The sequence below is a fragment of the Streptomyces erythrochromogenes genome (assembly GCF_036170895.1).
GTDB lineage: Bacteria > Actinomycetota > Actinomycetes > Streptomycetales > Streptomycetaceae > Streptomyces > Streptomyces erythrochromogenes.
Genome location: NZ_CP108036.1, coordinates 7651788 through 7666717, shown reverse-complemented (window position 1 = coordinate 7666717; position 14930 = coordinate 7651788). Strand labels below are relative to the sequence as shown.

The following is a 14930-nucleotide window of genomic DNA, read 5'->3' as shown; positions in this document are numbered from 1 at the left end:
GAGCCGCCGGTCAGCGCCGGCGCTGGGCGGGGGTGCCCACCAGGAGCGCGTCCGAGACCAGCCGCGCACCGCGGGCGAGGCGGCCCAGCTGCTCGAGCTCCAGGGCGTACATCCTGATCGAGTTCTCGATGACCGACTCGGCTATGCCCATCGTGGGCAGCTCGGCGCGGCTGGTCTGCAGGGCCGCCCGCACCGCGCGCATCTCGTGCTGGAGCTGGAGCTGGACGTGCCGGGCGAGGAGTGCGTGGTGACGGGTGAGGGTCAGGTAGCCGCCGTAGCGGGCCGGGAGGAGGTCCCGCAGCCAGCGCGTGGCCGTGCGCTCCCAGTCGTGGGTACCGGGCGCCTTGACCTGCAGGGGCCAGTCCGGGCTGAGCGTAAACGTGGCCGTCTGGGGCATTCTCGTCACTTCCGAGTGGTGTCGAAGCTCTGATCGAGACGTTCTGAGGGGCGGCCTCGGCCCAGGGGTTGACCGAGGCCGCCATGGGCGCTCTGCGGGATCCGAAAGCCTGGACTCGACCCGCGGTCGCGACGTGAGGAGGAGGTTCGTCGTACCGCGGCGCGTTCGAGAGGACGTGGGGTCGTCCTCCTTGGCATCTGGTGGATCAGGAGCGCCGTCCGTCAGTAAACATATATACCGTCGAGTAAGCAAGCGCATGAAAAATTTCATGCACTTCGAAGGCTGAATATCGCCTGGTGAACTCGCGCGGAGGGCCTGAAGAACGTCTACAGGAAGAAGCCGTGCTGGTCGGCCACGTGCTCGTAGTCCTCCAGACGGGCCTGGGTCCGCTCCGGATCCGCATCCGCCATCGCCTGCAGCAGGGCCGCCGAGAGCATCCCGGGCGCCGCGTAGGAGTCGAACACCAGGCGGGAACCGGTCGCCGCGGTCAGGGCGACGTCGGCCTCGTCCACCAGGGGCCCGAGGGTGGGGTCCGTGATCAGGACCACCCGCAGCCCGGTGCTGCGGGCCGCGCGGACGGCGGACAGGGTCTCCTTGGCGTGCCGCGGCATGGCGAACGCCAGCACCCAGGTCCCGCCGGCCGCCCTGGACTGGAGCAGCGCGTCGAAGGCCACGCTGCCGCCGCGCGTCACGAGGCGCACGTCGGGGTGGATGCGCCGCGCCGCGTACGCGAAGTACTCCGCGAGGGAGACCGAGATGCGCAGCCCGAGGATCGTCAGCGGCACCGATGCGGCCAGCTCTCGGCCGATGTCCAGCACCTGGTTGGTGTCGGCGAGCAGCCGGCGTACGTTCTCCAGGTTCTCGATCTCCGCGTCGACGGCCGCCTGGAGTTCGTTGCGGCGGATCTGCTCACGGGTGTCCGGGGCGCCGGCCACCGCGCTCAACGCGATCGGCTGGAGCACGTCGCGCAGGGCCGGGTAGCCGCTGAAACCGAGGGAGGCCGCGAACCGGGTGACGGAGGGCTGGCTGACGCCCACCCGTTCGGCGAGCTCGGTGATCGACAAGAACGCGGCCTCGGTGAGGTGGTCGATCAGGTACTGGGCGATGCGCCGCTGGCCCGGGGACAGGCGGCGGCCGTCGAAGAGCGCGAGGAGCCGGTCGGCCGGAGGGCGGACCTCCGTGGCCGACTGACCGCTCGGCGTGATCGCAGCCGCTTGCGCGCGTGCCTGCTGCCCCGATGACACCGGAGGGCCTCCTTCTCACGTCACTCGCGCCAAACATAGCTCACCCCCCGTGGCCGATGATGATCAGTCCTGGGCGCGGGAGGTGACCGGGGCGTCGGTGCGGTCGCCCAGGAACTCGTACCAGCGGCGCTGGAGGCACAGGTAGCGGGTGTCCGCCTCGACGAGGTCGAGGAAGGAGCCGATCGTCGCGCCGAGCCGCTCGCCGAGGTCCGCGTCGGTCAGGGCGCCGTCCTCGGTGAAGGCCTGGTGGGCGCCCGCCAGGCTGAACATGTCGGGGTAGACGCGGGCGCCGAGGTGTTCGAGGGGAACGCGCAGGGCCCACAGACCCCGGTTGCCGCCGACCATCGAGGGCGAAGCCGAGACCAGCAGGGTCTGCTTGTCCTTGAAGGGCTGCGGACGGTAGCGGGAGACCCAGTCGACGGCGTTCTTCAGGACGCCGGGCACGGAGGCGTTGTACTCGGGCGAGGCGATGATCAGCGCCTGCGCGGCCTCGATCCGCTTGCACAGGGCCAGGGCGCCCTCCGGCAGCCCCTCGCCGGCTTCGGCGTCGCCGTCGTAGGGCGGCATGGGGAAGTCGCGGAGGGTGACGGGTTCCGCGACGGCCCCGGCCTCGCGCACCATCGCGGCGACGAGGGCCGCGAGGCGGACGTTGACCGAGCCGGTACGGGAGGACCCGGACAGCACGAGCGCGCGCAGCGAGGTGCGCGGGTGCTCGCCGTCGTGCGGGCGGCCCGGATCCGCCGGGAAGTGGTCGGTGTCGGTCGGGTTCATGCCGTCTCCTGCTCGTCCGCTGCTTCTCTGCTGCTTCTCTGCTGCTCCGCTGCTCTGCCCTGTTTCCGTGGCCGGCCCACGCGCGGCGGGACCCGCACACGCCGGTGTGCGGGTCCCGTCCGGGCCGCCGGGTCACTTCGCGCCGGGGTTCTCCCAGCGGTAGAACTCGTGGGCCATGGCGTCCTTCGGACTGCGCCAGGTCTCCGGGTTGTGCGGACTGACGTACGCCGTGAGGCGCTCGCTCAGCATCCGGAACTCCGGGTGCTCGGTGACCTTGGCGATGGCCGGGCCGGGCGGCCGGTCCGCCTCGATGAAGTGCATGTAGACGTCGCCGAACTGGAAGAGGCTCCGGCGTGTGACCCCTACCAGGTGCGGCAGTTCACCCGCGTCCGAGTCCGCGAAGAGCTCGGCGATGTCGGGGCCCGATCCCGGCGCCATGCGGGCGACGATGAGAGCGCGGTGCGTGTCGTTCATCCGACTGCCTGCCTTTCGTTTCAGAGACGGCTGGCGGCCGGAGCGCGGCCCTCGCGTTCGCGCTGCTCGATCTTGTCGCGGATGAGCGCCATCTGGATCGGGGAGTTGCGGTTGATGTTGTCGGTCATCCAGTCGTCGTCCACGGGCGCCTCGGGCTTCATCGCGAAGTCCTGGGTCCACTTCATCCGGGTGCCGCCGGGCACCTTGAAGTACTGCCAGTGGATGTCCATGTGGGCGAAGGGGCCCGTCTCCACGCGCCGGGCGCGGACCGTGAGGCCCTGGCGGTCGACGGTGCGCTCCGAGACCCAGCTCCACACCTTGCCGTTCTCGTCGGGGTGCATGGTCAGGCGGAAGGTGGTGGTGTCCCCCTTCTGCTCGAGGATCTCCAGCGAGGAGTACTCGCTGAACAGCTGGGGCCAGTTGGGGAGATCGTTGGTCATCTCCCACACGAGCTCCACGGGCGCGTTGACGGTGATCTCGTTCTCGGTGTGTCCTGGCATGTCAGGCTCCGGTCATCAGGCTGTTGTTGACGAGGTCGAGGAATTCCCCGGGGGTCTTGCAGCGGTCGGCGTCGGTGGGCAGGGCCCGTCCGCGCCGGTTCTCCAGCTCACCGACGATGCCGAGCAGGCCCAGCGAATCGAGGCCGAACTCGTCGAAGGAGGAGTCCGGACGGCTCGCCATCTCGGTGGGATCGACGGTGATGCCGGCGGTCTTCATCAGGGCCGCCAGTTCCTCCACGGTCAGTCGGTCGGACATGTGTGCTCTCTTCCTGTGAGGGGCCGCTCGGGTCCAGCGGACTAGGAGGCCGTCGGGGAGCCCTTGCGGACGACGAGCGCGGAGTTCGAGCCCATCCGGCCGCGGCTGAGCACGAGCGCGGTGCGCAGTTCCGCCGACCGGGCGCTGCCCGTCACCACGTCGAGGTCGTGGCACACGTCGTAGACGTTCGGGGTCGGCGGGACGACGCCGTGCTCCAGGGCCAGGACCGCGGCCGCGGTGTCGAGCGCGGGAGCCGCGCAGTACGCCCTGCCGGTACCGGACTTGGGCGCCGTGACCGGCACCTTGCGTCCGTGGTCGCCGAGGGCGTGGAGGATCGCGGCCGCTTCGGCCGCGTCCGCCTCCGGGGTCCCGAGGGCGTCGGCGAAGACGACGTCGATGTCCTCGGGGGCGCAGCGGGCTTCCCGGAGGGCGCCGCGGACGGCGTGGGCCAGCCCCTCGCCGGCCTCGTCCCGCCGTCGGGTGCCGCTGAAGGTCGCGGCGTGCCCGGCCAGTACGGCGCGTACGGTGGCGCCGCGGCGGCGGGCCTCGTCCTCGGCCTCGACGACGAACATCGCGCCGCCCTCCGCAGGGACGTAGCCGCAGGCCTGGTCGGTGAACGGCCGGTAGGCGCGCTCCGGGTCGTCCCGGGTGCTCAGCCCCTCGTACTCCAGCTGGCAGACGATGGAGTACGGCGCGAGGGGCGCCTCCGTCGCTCCGACCAGCATGGCCCGGCTGCCCTGGCGGATCGCCCGGTCGGCGTGCGCGAAGGCGTCGAGCCCGCCCGCCTCGTCGCTGCAGACGACCCCGCAAGGCCCCTTCAGCCCGCGGCGGATGGAGATCTGGCCGGTGCTCGCGGCGTAGAACCAGGCGATCGACTGGTACGGGCCCACGAAACGCGGCCCCTGCTCCCAGAGGTGCTGCAGTTCGCGCTGGCCGAACTCACCGCCGCCGGAGCCGGCGGCGGTGACGACGCCGAAGGAGAACGGGTCGCCCTCGTAGTCGGCCCGGCCGAGCCGGGCGTCCTCCAGTGCGAGGTCGGCCGCGGCGAGGGCGTGGTGGGTGAACCGGTCGGTCTGGACGAGGAAGCGGTCCTCGACCAGGGCGCCGGGGTCGAAGCCCCTGACCTCGCCCGCGACGCGCAGCGGCAGGTGCTCGCAGCCCGACCTGGTGACGCGGTCCAGGACGCTGACGCCGGACTGGGTCGCCTTCCAGAAGGCGTCGGCGCCGACGCCGTTGGGCGCGACGACCCCGATGCCCGTGATGACCGTACGGCTGGTCACGAGACCTCCTCCTTCGGCCGGGTCATGACCACGGCGGACTGGAAGCCGCCGAAGCCGCTGCCCACGGAGAGCACGCTGCGCAGTTTCCGGTCCCGGGCGACCTTGGGCACGTAGTCCAGGTCGCATTCGGGGTCGGGGGTCTCGTAGTTGGCGGTCGGCGGCACCACCTGGTGGACCATGGCGAGGACGCAGGCCGCGAGTTCGATGGCCCCGATGGCGCCGAGGGAGTGACCCACCATGGACTTGATGGAGGTCATCGGCGTCTTGTATGCGTGGTCGCCCAGGACCCTCTTGACCGCCGCGGTCTCGTGGCGGTCGTTCTGCTTGGTGCCGGAGCCGTGCGCGTTGACGTAGTCGATCTCGTCGGCGGCGATCCCGGCCTGGGCGAGGGCGGTTTCGATGGCGCGGGCCATCTCCAGGCCCTCGGTGGTCAGCCCGGTCATGTGGTGGGCGTTGCCGAAGGTGGCGTAGCCGCCGATCTCGCAGTAGACGGTCGCACCGCGGGCGCGGGCGTGTTCCAGCTCTTCGAGGACGAGGACGGCGCCGCCCTCGCCGAGGACGAACCCGTCCCGGTCGGCGTCGAACGGACGGGAGGCGTGGGCCGGGTCGTCGTTGTTGGGCGAGGTCGCCTTGATGGCGTCGAAGCAGGCCACGGTGATCGGCGATATCGGCGAGTCCGAGGCTCCGGCGATGCACACGTCCATCCGGCCCTCGGCGATGGCGTGCACGGCGTACCCGATGGCGTCGAGTCCCGATGTGCAGCCGGTGGAGACGGTCTGGACGGGCCCGCGTGCTCCCGTCTGCTCCGCGACGGCGGAGGCGAGGGTGGCCGGCGTGAACGCCCGGTGCAAGTGCCGGCCGGCCAGCTTGTGGTCCACGTCCCACCAGGAGCCGGACTGGCTGACGGCGACGTAGTCGTGCTCCAGACGGGTGGTGCCGCCGACGGCGGTGCCGAGGGAGACACCGGTCCGCCAGACCTCGTCGGAGGTGAGGTCGAGTCCGGCGTCGCGCACCGCCTCGCGGGCGGCGACCAGGGCGAACTGGATGTACCGGTCCGCGCGGGCCGTCTCCTCGTCGTCGAGGCCGTGCGCGGCGGGGTCGAAGTCGACCTCCGCGGCTATCCGGGAGCGGAATCCCTTCGGGTCGAAGAGGCTGATGGCCCGCGTCGCCGTACGGCCGTTGGCCAGCAGGTCCCAGAAGTCGCGGACGCCGATGCCGCCGGGCGCGACGACGCCCACTCCGGTGACGGCCACCCGCCGGCGGGTCACGAGACCGCTCCTGTACGGTCCGGCGGCTGCTCCCATGCGGTTCCCTCCGGGTTCGGCGCCTGTTCGGTGTCCACGTGTCCCAGCTCGGGGCGCGGGGCGAGGGGGCCGAGGTGGAAGACCATGCGGGCCTCGGTGTCCCCGACGTTGCGGAAGCGGTGGCGGGTGTTCAGGGGGACGAGCAGTCCCTGGTCGGTGCGCAGCGGGTGGGGTTCCCCGTCGAGGTCGACCTCCAGCCGGCCGCTGACGACGTACACGAACTCCTCGGAGTACGGGTGGTAGTGCTCGGCGATCGACTCTCCGGGGGCCATGATGGCCAGGCCCATGAAGCCGCTGGTCGAACCCACCGAGGTCGGAGTGAGTACGGCCCTCAGGTCGCCACCGCGCCGGCGGTTGGGCGGCGTCTCGCTCAGGTCCACGATGCGTGGGCGCTGTTGGGTCATGGTGAGTGCCTCCTGGCGTGTGGGGAGAGCCTCGACGGAGATCGGGGTGGGGGGTCGAGGTGGGTGGGGCCGGACGGCCCGGGGGGATCAGGACTGCGCGGGTGCCCGGCGGTCGGTGATCAGGTTCATGGTGTGGTGCGCGGAGCGAGTCCGCCCGCCGGGCGCGAGCGTCAGCCGGTCGAGCACCGCGGCCTTGCGGGGGCCCGAGACTCCGTAGACGGTCTCGGGGTCGGCCTTCAGCGGGCCGCGCACGTCGATCAGCCGGACGACGATGTCGTCGCGCTGGAAGATGCTGCTGCTCCGAACGGGGCTCGTGGACCGGCGTGCGGCCGCCTCGTCCTGCCGGGCGAGGAACCTGGCGAGCGCCTGGCCGCAGCCGGGCTTCGCCGGGTAGTAGATCGCGTGCCGCTGCACCTCGGCGGACTCGGGCTCCGGTGCGGCGATGTGGTGGACGGCCGGGACGGCGGCGCGCATGAAGAACATGCGGGCCGACTCCGGGTCGCCGAGGTCGCGGTCCTGTTCGAGGTAGGGGTTGATGGCCTCCTCGACGGCGCGCACCTCGGGCTGTTCCGAGACGTGCCGCAGGGCTGCCATCAGGTCGCCCTGGACCTCGACCGTCCGCACCACCCGGTTGCCGTGCATGAACAGCGAGGTGCGGCACAGGCGGGTGTGGTCGTCGACGCGGGCCGCCGGGGAGGCGTAGCTGGACAGGATCGCCGCGACCTCCTTCTCACTGCCCGGCTTGACCGTGAAGGTCAGGGCGTGGCGAACGATGCCGGCGCCCAGGCGGGGCGTGGACTGCAGGCGCGCCGTGGAGGGGCGGGCCGCCTGGTCGTAGCCCCGGCCGGTCTCGCGCAGGACGGTGAACTTGAGCGGGCGCATGGAGCGCGCGCATGCGCCGAGCGGGCGTACCTGTTCGGCGTGGTGCTCGCTGTTGACCCAGGCGAGGTACTGCGGGGCGCTCTCCCACTCGCTCGTGATCAGCCACTGCGAGGGGTTCTCGAAGGACTGGCACAGCTGGTCGCTGATGTGGCCCGGGACCGACGCGATGTCGTTGCGGAGCTTTTCGTACGCCTCGAAGAACCGCTGCTGGGTCCCCTCGTGGAGGTCCATCAGAAGGACGACCCGGAGCATGGAGCCGTCGAAGGCTGACTGCGACACCCGTTCGGACAGGGTGGTTGTCATCTACTCACTCCTTCATGAGGGGGTGGAGATCCATCGCGTACGGACCCCTCGTCCGTCACCGGTGGCGTCCGCCCGGGCCGGCGGCCGCCGCGCCGGGGAAGGACAGGCCGGCGCGTCCCGGGGGGAGCCGCTGTCGCTCATCGTCATCCGGGTAGGGGCGTACCGCTACATGTCAGGATCAAGCGGGTGACAACCGGCGAATCAACTGGGCCTCATCCCGGATCGGGGGCATAAAGAGTCCACTCCCCCACACAGAAAACAGGAGCCCGCAGCTGATGGAAGACAACGCCGATGTTCGCGTACCGGTTCTCGTCGTGGGCGGCTCCCTCGTGGGCCTGTCCACCTCGCTTTTCCTGAGCCGCCACGGAGTGAGGCACCTGCTGGTCGAGAAGCACTCCGGTACCTCCGCGCACCCGCGCGGCCGTGGCATCAACGCCCGGACGATGGAGCTGTTCCGCACAGCAGGGGCGGAGCGCGCGATCCGCCGGGCGGCGTCCGTACTGGAGGGCATTCAGGGCATTCTGCAGGCGCGGTCGCTGACCGACGCCGCCGACCACAACTGGCTCATCAAGTCCATCGACCCGTCCGGCGCGCTGGCGCGTTTCAGCCCGACGGAGTGGTGTCTGTGCAGCCAGAACAACATCGAGCCGGTGCTGGCCGAGCAGAGCCGGGCGCAGGGCGCCGACATCCGCTTCGGCAACGAGCTGATGAGCTTCGACCAGGACTCCACCGGGGTGAACGCCGTGGTGAAGGACCGAACGACGGGCGAGCACATCACGGTGCGCGCGGACTTCCTGATCGCGGCGGACGGACCGCGCAGCCCCGTCCGCGAGCAGCTGCGGATCCCCCAGACCGGTAACGGCGAGCTGTTCCACAACGTGAGCGTCACCTTCCGCTCTGAGCGGCTGGTGAAGGTGCTGGGCGACCTGCGCTTCATCGTCTGCTACCTGATGCGCCCGGGTGCCGACGGGGCGCTGCTGCCGGTGGACAACGACACCCAGTGGGTCTTCCACGCCCCGTGGCACCCCGACCAGGGCGAGACCCTTGAGGACTTCACCGACGAGCGGTGCGTGGACCAGATCCGCGAGGCGATCGGCGTACCCGACCTGGACGTGGAGATCGGCGGGAAGGCACCGTGGCACGCGGCCGAACGGGTGGCCGAGCGGTATTCGTCCGGACGGGTGTTCCTGGCCGGGGACGCCGCCCACGAGATGTCGCCCACCGGGGCCTTCGGCTCCAACACGGGCATCCAGGACGCGCACAACCTGGCGTGGAAGATCGCCGCGGTGCTGAACGGGTCGGCGGGCATCGGGCTGCTCGACACCTACCAGGCCGAGCGGCTTCCGGTGGCCAGGGCCACGAGCGAGCGGGCGTCGGCCCGTTCGGCCGAACACAGCCACCCGGGATACGTGCCTCCGCCCACCATGGGCGGCGGGCCGGGCAGCGGTGTCCTCACCACGGCGATGGCCTACTGCTACACGCAGGGCGCGCTCGTCGGCGGCGACCCGGGGCGGCCCGTCATCCCGGAGACGCTGACGTCGATGGGCGACACCGGGACCCGGGCCCCGCACATGTGGCTGACCAGGGCCGGTGAGCGGATCTCCACCCTGGACCTGTACGAGCGTTCCTTCGTGCTGCTCAGCGGCGCGGGTACGCCGTGGCAGGCGGCCGCGGAGCAGGTGGCGGGACAGCTGAAGGTGCGGCTGGACGCGTACACGATCGGCTCCGGGCCGGCTGCGGACCTGGTTGCGCAGGGCGGCGCCCCCTGGACCGAGGTCCACCGGCTGGGCGCCGACGGCGCCGTGCTCGTACGCCCGGACGGGTTCGTGGCCTGGCGCTCGGAAGGTGCCGCGGCCGACCCGGAGGCGGCGTTGCGCGAGGTCCTCTCGACGGTGCTGCGCCGGGCGTGACCACCCACTCCCCCCGTCCGCCGGCCGTGCGCGCGGCCGGCGGACGGGGTTCAGCGGCAGGTCCAGCAACCTGCCCAGCAGCCGGCGTCGGACTGGACGGTACGGCGGCGGCCGGAGCCGCTGCCGGCCCCCTTCCCGGCGCCGCCCGTCGCGCCGCGGTCACGGTCGAGGGAGGTCCGGTTCGCGTAACAGGCGACGACGACCGCGATCGCGGCCAGTTCCTCCGGGGCGGCGACGCCCCTCTCCACACGCAGCAGGCTCGCTATCGGAACATCGTTCGACATCGGCACGGCCTCTCTCACGGGGGCTGCGCGTGCGCCCTGTCGCGTCGCGAGGGGCTGACCGGCTCGGCATCGACGCGGGCGGCACACGGGTGGCTCGGCGCGCTGACGGGACGTGTTCCGCATGCGCGAACCGGCCTGTGGGGTCCTCTTGGATCTCAAGGACTCCTGTCGCGACCGACGGTACAAGCGCCCGCCGGACGCGGCACGCCGAGTCGGCCGCACCCGGCGGGACGCCCGTGAAGGGCCACCAGCCCCTGCTCTGCCGGGGGTGCGCCGGCCACCTGTACGCCGTCTGCACGACGGACCACACGGGCGGGAACAAGGTCGGGCAGTGGGAGGTCGACCACGAGATGCCCGTGTCGTGCCCGCTGGCGGGGCTGTTGCCGCTGACCGGGCGGGGCGTCTGCGTCCACGACCTTCCCGGCGCCGAGGAGGTACTGGGCCCGCCCCGCTGAAATCCGGCGGATTGGGCCGCACGGGTGAGTTCCGTCCGCCGCCGCGATCGCCGCGGCGGCGGACGGAACGTGTCACGGGGCGCAGCGCGAGGACGGCGTTACTGCTCCGCCTCGGTCAGCTGGGCGAGGGTCGAGCCCGTGGTCGTCTTGCGGATGTGGAGGCGGTGGGTGATGCGCCGGCGGAGTTCCGGGACGTGGCTGATGACTCCGACCGTACGGTCGTGCGCGCGCAGGGAGTCCAGGACGTCGAGGACCTTGTGGAGGGTGTCCTCGTCGAGGGTGCCGAAGCCTTCGTCGATGAACAGGGTGTCGAGGGCCTGGCCGCCCGATTCGGCGGTGACGACGTCGGCCAGTCCGAGGGCGAGGGAGAGGGAGGCGAAGAAGGATTCGCCGCCGGAGAGGGTGTCGGTGTCACGCTCCTTGCCCGTCCAGGAGTCGGTGATCTTCAGGCCGAGGCCGGAGCGGGCGCCGTGCGAGGCCCTGCCGTCGGAGTGGACGAGGGTGTAGCGGTGGTCCGACATCCGGGTGAGGCGGGTGTTGGCGGCGGCGACGACCTCTTCGAGGCGGGCGGCCAGGACGTAGGCCTCCAGCTGCATGCGCAACCGGTTCCCTGGCGAGGTGCCGTTGATCAGGCCGTGGAGGTTGTCGACGGTGCGGTGGGCGTGTTCGGCCGGTTCCAGGTTCTCGATGTGGGTCGTGAGCTGGCCCAGCAGGTCCGCGAGGGCACTGGCGCGCGTGGCGGCGTGTACGGCTCGGGCGGCCGCGCCGGTGTGGCGGGCGGTGGCGGCGACGAGTCGCCCGGTCGCTTCCCCGGGGTCGGCGGGCGGCAGGGCCGCGGCCGCGGCGATGTCGGGTTCCTGCAGGCGCGCGGCGGCCACGGCGCGCTGTTCGCGCCACTGGTCGATCTCTTCTTCCAGGCTGCGGATCTCCTCGTCGGAGCGTCGCGCCCGTGCGGCGGCCTCCGGGGAGTCGAAGCCGGCCGAGCGGGCGGCCTGCTGCGCCGCTCGCGTGGACTCCTCGTGTTCGGCGGCCGTGCGCGCGGTGGCGCCGGAGTGTTCGGCCGCGGTGGTGAGGTGGTCGGCCGTCCGGGTGAGCCGCGCGATGCGCAGGGTGAGGGTCGGTTCGCCGGCGCGGGCGCCGGTGATCTTCCGGTCGAGGTCCTGGATGCGGTGGGCCAGTGCGTCGTAGGCGGCGTCGGCCGCTGCGAGCCTGGTGGCCGCTGCGGTCCGGGCCTCGTCGGTCTGGGCGTGCCGGCGTTCCAGCGCGACGAGTTCCTCGGTCGCCGGGCCGCTGTCGGCCGCGGCTTCGAGGGCTGCTGCCAGGAGGTCCCGCAGCGTGGCGTGTTCGGCTGTGAGGTCCGCCAGGGCGGTGTCCCCGCCCGCCTCGCCTCGGGCTGCCGCCGCCTGCTGGAGCAGGTGCTGCAGGCCGTCCCGGAGCCTGCGCTCGGTGTCCTGGGCCTGCGCGTGGCGGGTTTCGGCCTGCTTCTCGTCGGCGGCCGTGGGCTGGTCGGGGTGCGGGGCGGCCGGGTTCGGATGGACGGGTGAACCGCAGACCGCGCAGGGTTCGCCGTCGGTGAGCCCGAGGGCGAGTTCGGCGGCCATGCCGTCCGTGCGCCTGCGCCGGATGTCGATGTGTTCCCGCGCGGCCTCGCTCGCCGCGTCCTGCGCCGCCGCGAGGGCCTGCTCGGCCCCGCCGATCTCCTCGACGTGCGCGTCACGGCGTTTCGCCGCGTCGACGCGGGCGGCGAGCAGGTCCAGTGCGGCGGTGTGCCTTCGGCCCGCCTCCTCTGCGGTGCGTGCGGTTTCGAGCCGTGCGCGCAACTCCGTACGGCGCTGGGGCGCTTCGCCCAGCCAGGCCTCGGCGTCGTTCAGGTCCTGGGCGAGTTCCTGGCGTTCGTCGTCCAGTTTCCGCAGGTCCGTCATCTGCTGCTGGAGGGCGGTCTCGTCGGGCAGGAGTGCCTGCAGTGCGCCGATGTCGGCCCGCAGGCGCTGCCCGGCGCGGGTGAGGTCGGCGGCGCCGAGCGCCGCGTGCTCGGGGCTCAGGGCGGCACGCGCCCGGCGCTCGTCCTCCTGCGCGCGGACGTGCTGGCCGGCGGCGGTGGCCGCGGCTTCCAGGAGGGGGGCGACCTTCTGCCCCTGCAGGGCCTCTTGTCGTTGTCGGCCGAGGTCGGCCTGCAAGTCCGTCTGCTCGTCCAGGGCCTTGAGCCGCTCGCCGGCCTGGCGGTGGGCTTCCTGCCGGGAGGCGAGTTCGTGCACGGCGCGCTCGGCGTCGCGGAAGGCGGCCAGCTCCTCCTCTGCCAGCCCGGCGGCGGTGGCTGCGTCGCGCTCGTGGGCGACGGCCTTGGCGTGCAGGGCGGTTGCCCAGGCGAGGGCGGGGCCGGTGAGGGTGGCGGGGTCGGCGACGAGAGGGGCGCCCTCGTGGGGCTCCAGTTCCTTGCCCGCCTCCTGCTGGATGCGTTCCGTCAGGTGCACGACGGACGTACGGGCCTTGTCGCGCTGTGTGGCGAGGGCGTTCTTCCGTGCGGCCAGCCAGCTCTCGACGGATCCGAACCGGTGGGTGTGGAAGAGCTTGCCGAGCAGGTCCTTGCGGTCGGAGGCGCTTGCGCGCAGGAACTTGGTGAACTCGTTCTGCGGCAGGAGCACGACCTGGCAGAACTGCTGCCGGCTCATCCCCAGCAGTGTCTTGATCTCTTCCGCGGCTTCCCTGTGGGACCTGCTCAGGGCTTCCCAGTGGCCCTGTCCCGAGGGGCCCGGTGACCATTGGCTGAGGTGGGTCTCGGCCGGCTGCTGGGTGGTTCCCTCCCCTCGGACCTTGGGCTTCTGCTGGGCGGGTACGCGCCGGATCCGCAACCGCTTGCCGGCGAGGGTGACTTCGAGCGTCACCTCGGTGAGCAGGCCGGCGGGGGCGTGGTCGCTGCGCAGTTGGAGTTTGCGGTCGGTGGGGGGATCTCCGTAGAGGGCGACGCAGATTGCGGCGAAGAGGGTGCTCTTGCCGGCTCCGGTGTCGCCGTGGAGGAGGAACAGTCCGTCGCGGGTCAGGGCGTCGAAGTCGACGGTGTGGCTGCCGGCGAAGGGGCCGAACGCCTGCAGGTGCAGGGTGTGCAGGCGCATGTCAGACGGCTTCCTTCTCCTGGGCGCTGGTGCGGGAGTCGTCGATCGCTTCCTGGAGGAGCGCGCTCTCCTCGGCGGTGGGCTCGGTGCCGCGCACGGTGGTGATGAAGTCGTGGGTGATGTCGAGGTCGCCCCGGCCCCGCAGCCGCTCGCCGTAGGAGGTGGTGGCCTGGGCAGGGATGAAGGCGGGGGTGTGCTCGATGTGCAGGGTGTGGGGGAAGCGCTGCTTGAGGCGGGCCATCGGCTCGTACGGGTGGGCGGTGTCCGTGAGCGTGACGTGCAGCCAGGACTCGACCAGGGTCTCCTGGGCGGGGTCGGTCAGCAGGTCCTCCAGGTGGCCCGTCATGCGGGCCAGTGGAAGCTGCAGGTCCGGCGGTAACGCCGTGCGGGTCACGGTGGGTTCGGCGCTTCCCGGCAGGTCGACGAGCGTCAGCGACTTGTCGTGTCCGGCTTCGGAGAAGGAGTAGGCCAGTGGGGAGCCGCTGTAGTGGACGCGGTCGGTGACCCGTTGGGGCCGGTGCAGGTGTCCGAGGGCGGTGTAGTCGATGCCGTCGAACACGGAGGCTCCGGCGTGGGCGACGCCGCCGACACTGATGTTGCGTTCGCTGCCGGTCTCACTGGCCGGGGTGTCGCCCGCGGTGATGAAGGCGTGGGCGAGGACGACGGAGCGGGTGCCTTCGGGGCGGGTGGCGAGGTCGGCGCGGACGCGGTCCAGGGCGGAGGTGAGCACGGCCTGGTGGGACACCGTCTCGGCCCCGAGCTGGGTGTGTACGAGGGTGGGCTCCAGGTAGGGCACTGCGTAGACGGCGACGGGCCCTTCGGCGTCCTCGAGCAGGATCGGGGTGTCGATGTCGGCCGGGTCGGTCCGCAGGTGCACCCGGGCCCGGGCCAGCAGGCGGGCCCCGACGCCCAGCCGGTGGGCGGAGTCGTGGTTCCCACTGATCATGACGGTCGGTATGTCCAGGTCCGCCAGCTGGTGCAGGGCGTGGCTGAACAGGCGCACGGCGTCGAGGCCGGGGATGGCCCGGTCGTAGACGTCACCCGCGACGAGCAGCGCGTCCACCTGTTCGGTCCGGACGGTTTCGCAGATGTGGTCGAGGACTTTGCGCTGGGCGTCGATGAGGTCTTCTCCGTGGAACCGGCGGCCCAGGTGCCAGTCCGAGGTGTGCAGGAACTTCATGGGCCCAGACCGTAACCGCACCCACGGGGTCCCCGGACGGTTTTGCCGATAGGCGGAACCGCACACACCGGTGCGCCGGCGGGTGCGGGAAGGTTTCCTCCCTTGGGCCGCGGGCCACCGTCCCGGCGGAAAGAAAATGAGGGGCCGTGCCGGTTCGCCCGCCGGAAGCCGGCCTT

General features: G+C 71.9%; 15 protein-coding genes. 2 read left to right on the top strand and 13 right to left on the bottom strand.

Annotated elements, in window-relative coordinates:
- Positions 1-10: 10 nt before the first annotated feature.
- From OHA91_RS35105 to OHA91_RS35060, 10 genes are all read right to left on the bottom strand, one after another.
- Positions 11-397 (bottom strand): hypothetical protein, encoded by a 387-nt coding sequence (locus OHA91_RS35105; RefSeq protein WP_030848295.1) that lies wholly within the window; start codon positions 395-397, stop codon positions 11-13.
- A 326-nt stretch (positions 398-723) separates the two neighbouring features.
- Positions 724-1641, bottom strand: coding sequence for a MurR/RpiR family transcriptional regulator (locus tag OHA91_RS35100; protein ID WP_031157543.1), 918 nt, complete (start codon positions 1639-1641; stop codon positions 724-726).
- 63 nt (positions 1642-1704) lie between these two features.
- Positions 1705-2337, bottom strand: a complete 633-nt coding sequence (locus tag OHA91_RS35095) for an NADPH-dependent FMN reductase (RefSeq protein ID WP_031157542.1) — start codon at positions 2335-2337, stop codon at positions 1705-1707.
- A 207-nt stretch (positions 2338-2544) separates the two neighbouring features.
- Positions 2545-2886, bottom strand: coding sequence for a TcmI family type II polyketide cyclase (locus OHA91_RS35090; RefSeq protein WP_031157540.1), 342 nt, complete (start codon positions 2884-2886; stop codon positions 2545-2547).
- A gap of 20 nt (positions 2887-2906) precedes the next feature.
- The gene (locus OHA91_RS35085) at positions 2907-3386 is read right to left on the bottom strand and encodes an SRPBCC family protein (protein WP_031157538.1); all 480 of its coding nucleotides are present in this window, start codon (positions 3384-3386) and stop codon (positions 2907-2909) included.
- 1 nt (position 3387) lies between these two features.
- A complete protein-coding gene (locus OHA91_RS35080; RefSeq protein ID WP_031157536.1) occupies positions 3388-3642 on the bottom strand; it encodes an acyl carrier protein in 255 nt (84 codons plus the stop codon).
- Between the two features lie 41 nt (positions 3643-3683).
- The gene (locus OHA91_RS35075) at positions 3684-4922 is read right to left on the bottom strand and encodes a beta-ketoacyl synthase N-terminal-like domain-containing protein (protein WP_031157534.1); all 1239 of its coding nucleotides are present in this window, start codon (positions 4920-4922) and stop codon (positions 3684-3686) included.
- Positions 4919-6190 carry a beta-ketoacyl-[acyl-carrier-protein] synthase family protein gene (locus OHA91_RS35070; protein WP_031157532.1) on the bottom strand — a complete coding sequence of 424 codons (1272 nt, stop codon included), beginning with the start codon at positions 6188-6190 and terminating at the stop codon, positions 4919-4921. The genes OHA91_RS35075 and OHA91_RS35070 overlap by 4 nt, the downstream gene beginning before the upstream one ends.
- The gene (locus OHA91_RS35065; protein WP_030965476.1) at positions 6187-6630 is read right to left on the bottom strand and encodes a cupin domain-containing protein; all 444 of its coding nucleotides are present in this window, start codon (positions 6628-6630) and stop codon (positions 6187-6189) included. Before OHA91_RS35065 ends, OHA91_RS35070 begins: the two co-directional genes overlap by 4 nt.
- 87 nt (positions 6631-6717) lie before the next feature.
- Complete coding sequence (locus tag OHA91_RS35060; RefSeq protein ID WP_266505443.1) at positions 6718-7815, bottom strand: SchA/CurD-like domain-containing protein; 1098 nt, start codon at positions 7813-7815, stop codon at positions 6718-6720.
- Positions 7816-8090: 275 nt separating this feature from the next.
- Between OHA91_RS35060 and OHA91_RS35055 the strand changes: the two genes are divergently transcribed.
- Positions 8091-9725 carry an FAD-dependent oxidoreductase gene (locus OHA91_RS35055; protein ID WP_031157528.1) on the top strand — a complete coding sequence of 545 codons (1635 nt, stop codon included), beginning with the start codon at positions 8091-8093 and terminating at the stop codon, positions 9723-9725.
- 50 nt (positions 9726-9775) lie between these two features.
- Here OHA91_RS35055 and OHA91_RS35050 read toward each other — a convergent pair whose 3' ends face one another.
- On the bottom strand, positions 9776-10009 hold the full coding sequence (locus OHA91_RS35050; protein ID WP_063835657.1) for an acyl-CoA carboxylase epsilon subunit: 234 nt from the start codon (positions 10007-10009) through the stop codon (positions 9776-9778).
- A gap of 236 nt (positions 10010-10245) precedes the next feature.
- Here OHA91_RS35050 and OHA91_RS35045 point away from each other — a divergent pair, with 236 nt between their 5' ends.
- Positions 10246-10464: a hypothetical protein gene (locus tag OHA91_RS35045; RefSeq protein ID WP_031157523.1), complete on the top strand. Its 219-nt coding sequence runs from the start codon at positions 10246-10248 to the stop codon at positions 10462-10464.
- Between the two features lie 98 nt (positions 10465-10562).
- Here OHA91_RS35045 and OHA91_RS35040 read toward each other — a convergent pair whose 3' ends face one another.
- Positions 10563-13574 carry an SMC family ATPase gene (locus OHA91_RS35040; RefSeq protein WP_328740692.1) on the bottom strand — a complete coding sequence of 1004 codons (3012 nt, stop codon included), beginning with the start codon at positions 13572-13574 and terminating at the stop codon, positions 10563-10565.
- A gap of 1 nt (position 13575) precedes the next feature.
- Positions 13576-14754 carry an exonuclease SbcCD subunit D gene (locus OHA91_RS35035; RefSeq protein WP_328740691.1) on the bottom strand — a complete coding sequence of 393 codons (1179 nt, stop codon included), beginning with the start codon at positions 14752-14754 and terminating at the stop codon, positions 13576-13578.
- Positions 14755-14930 lie beyond the last annotated feature (176 nt).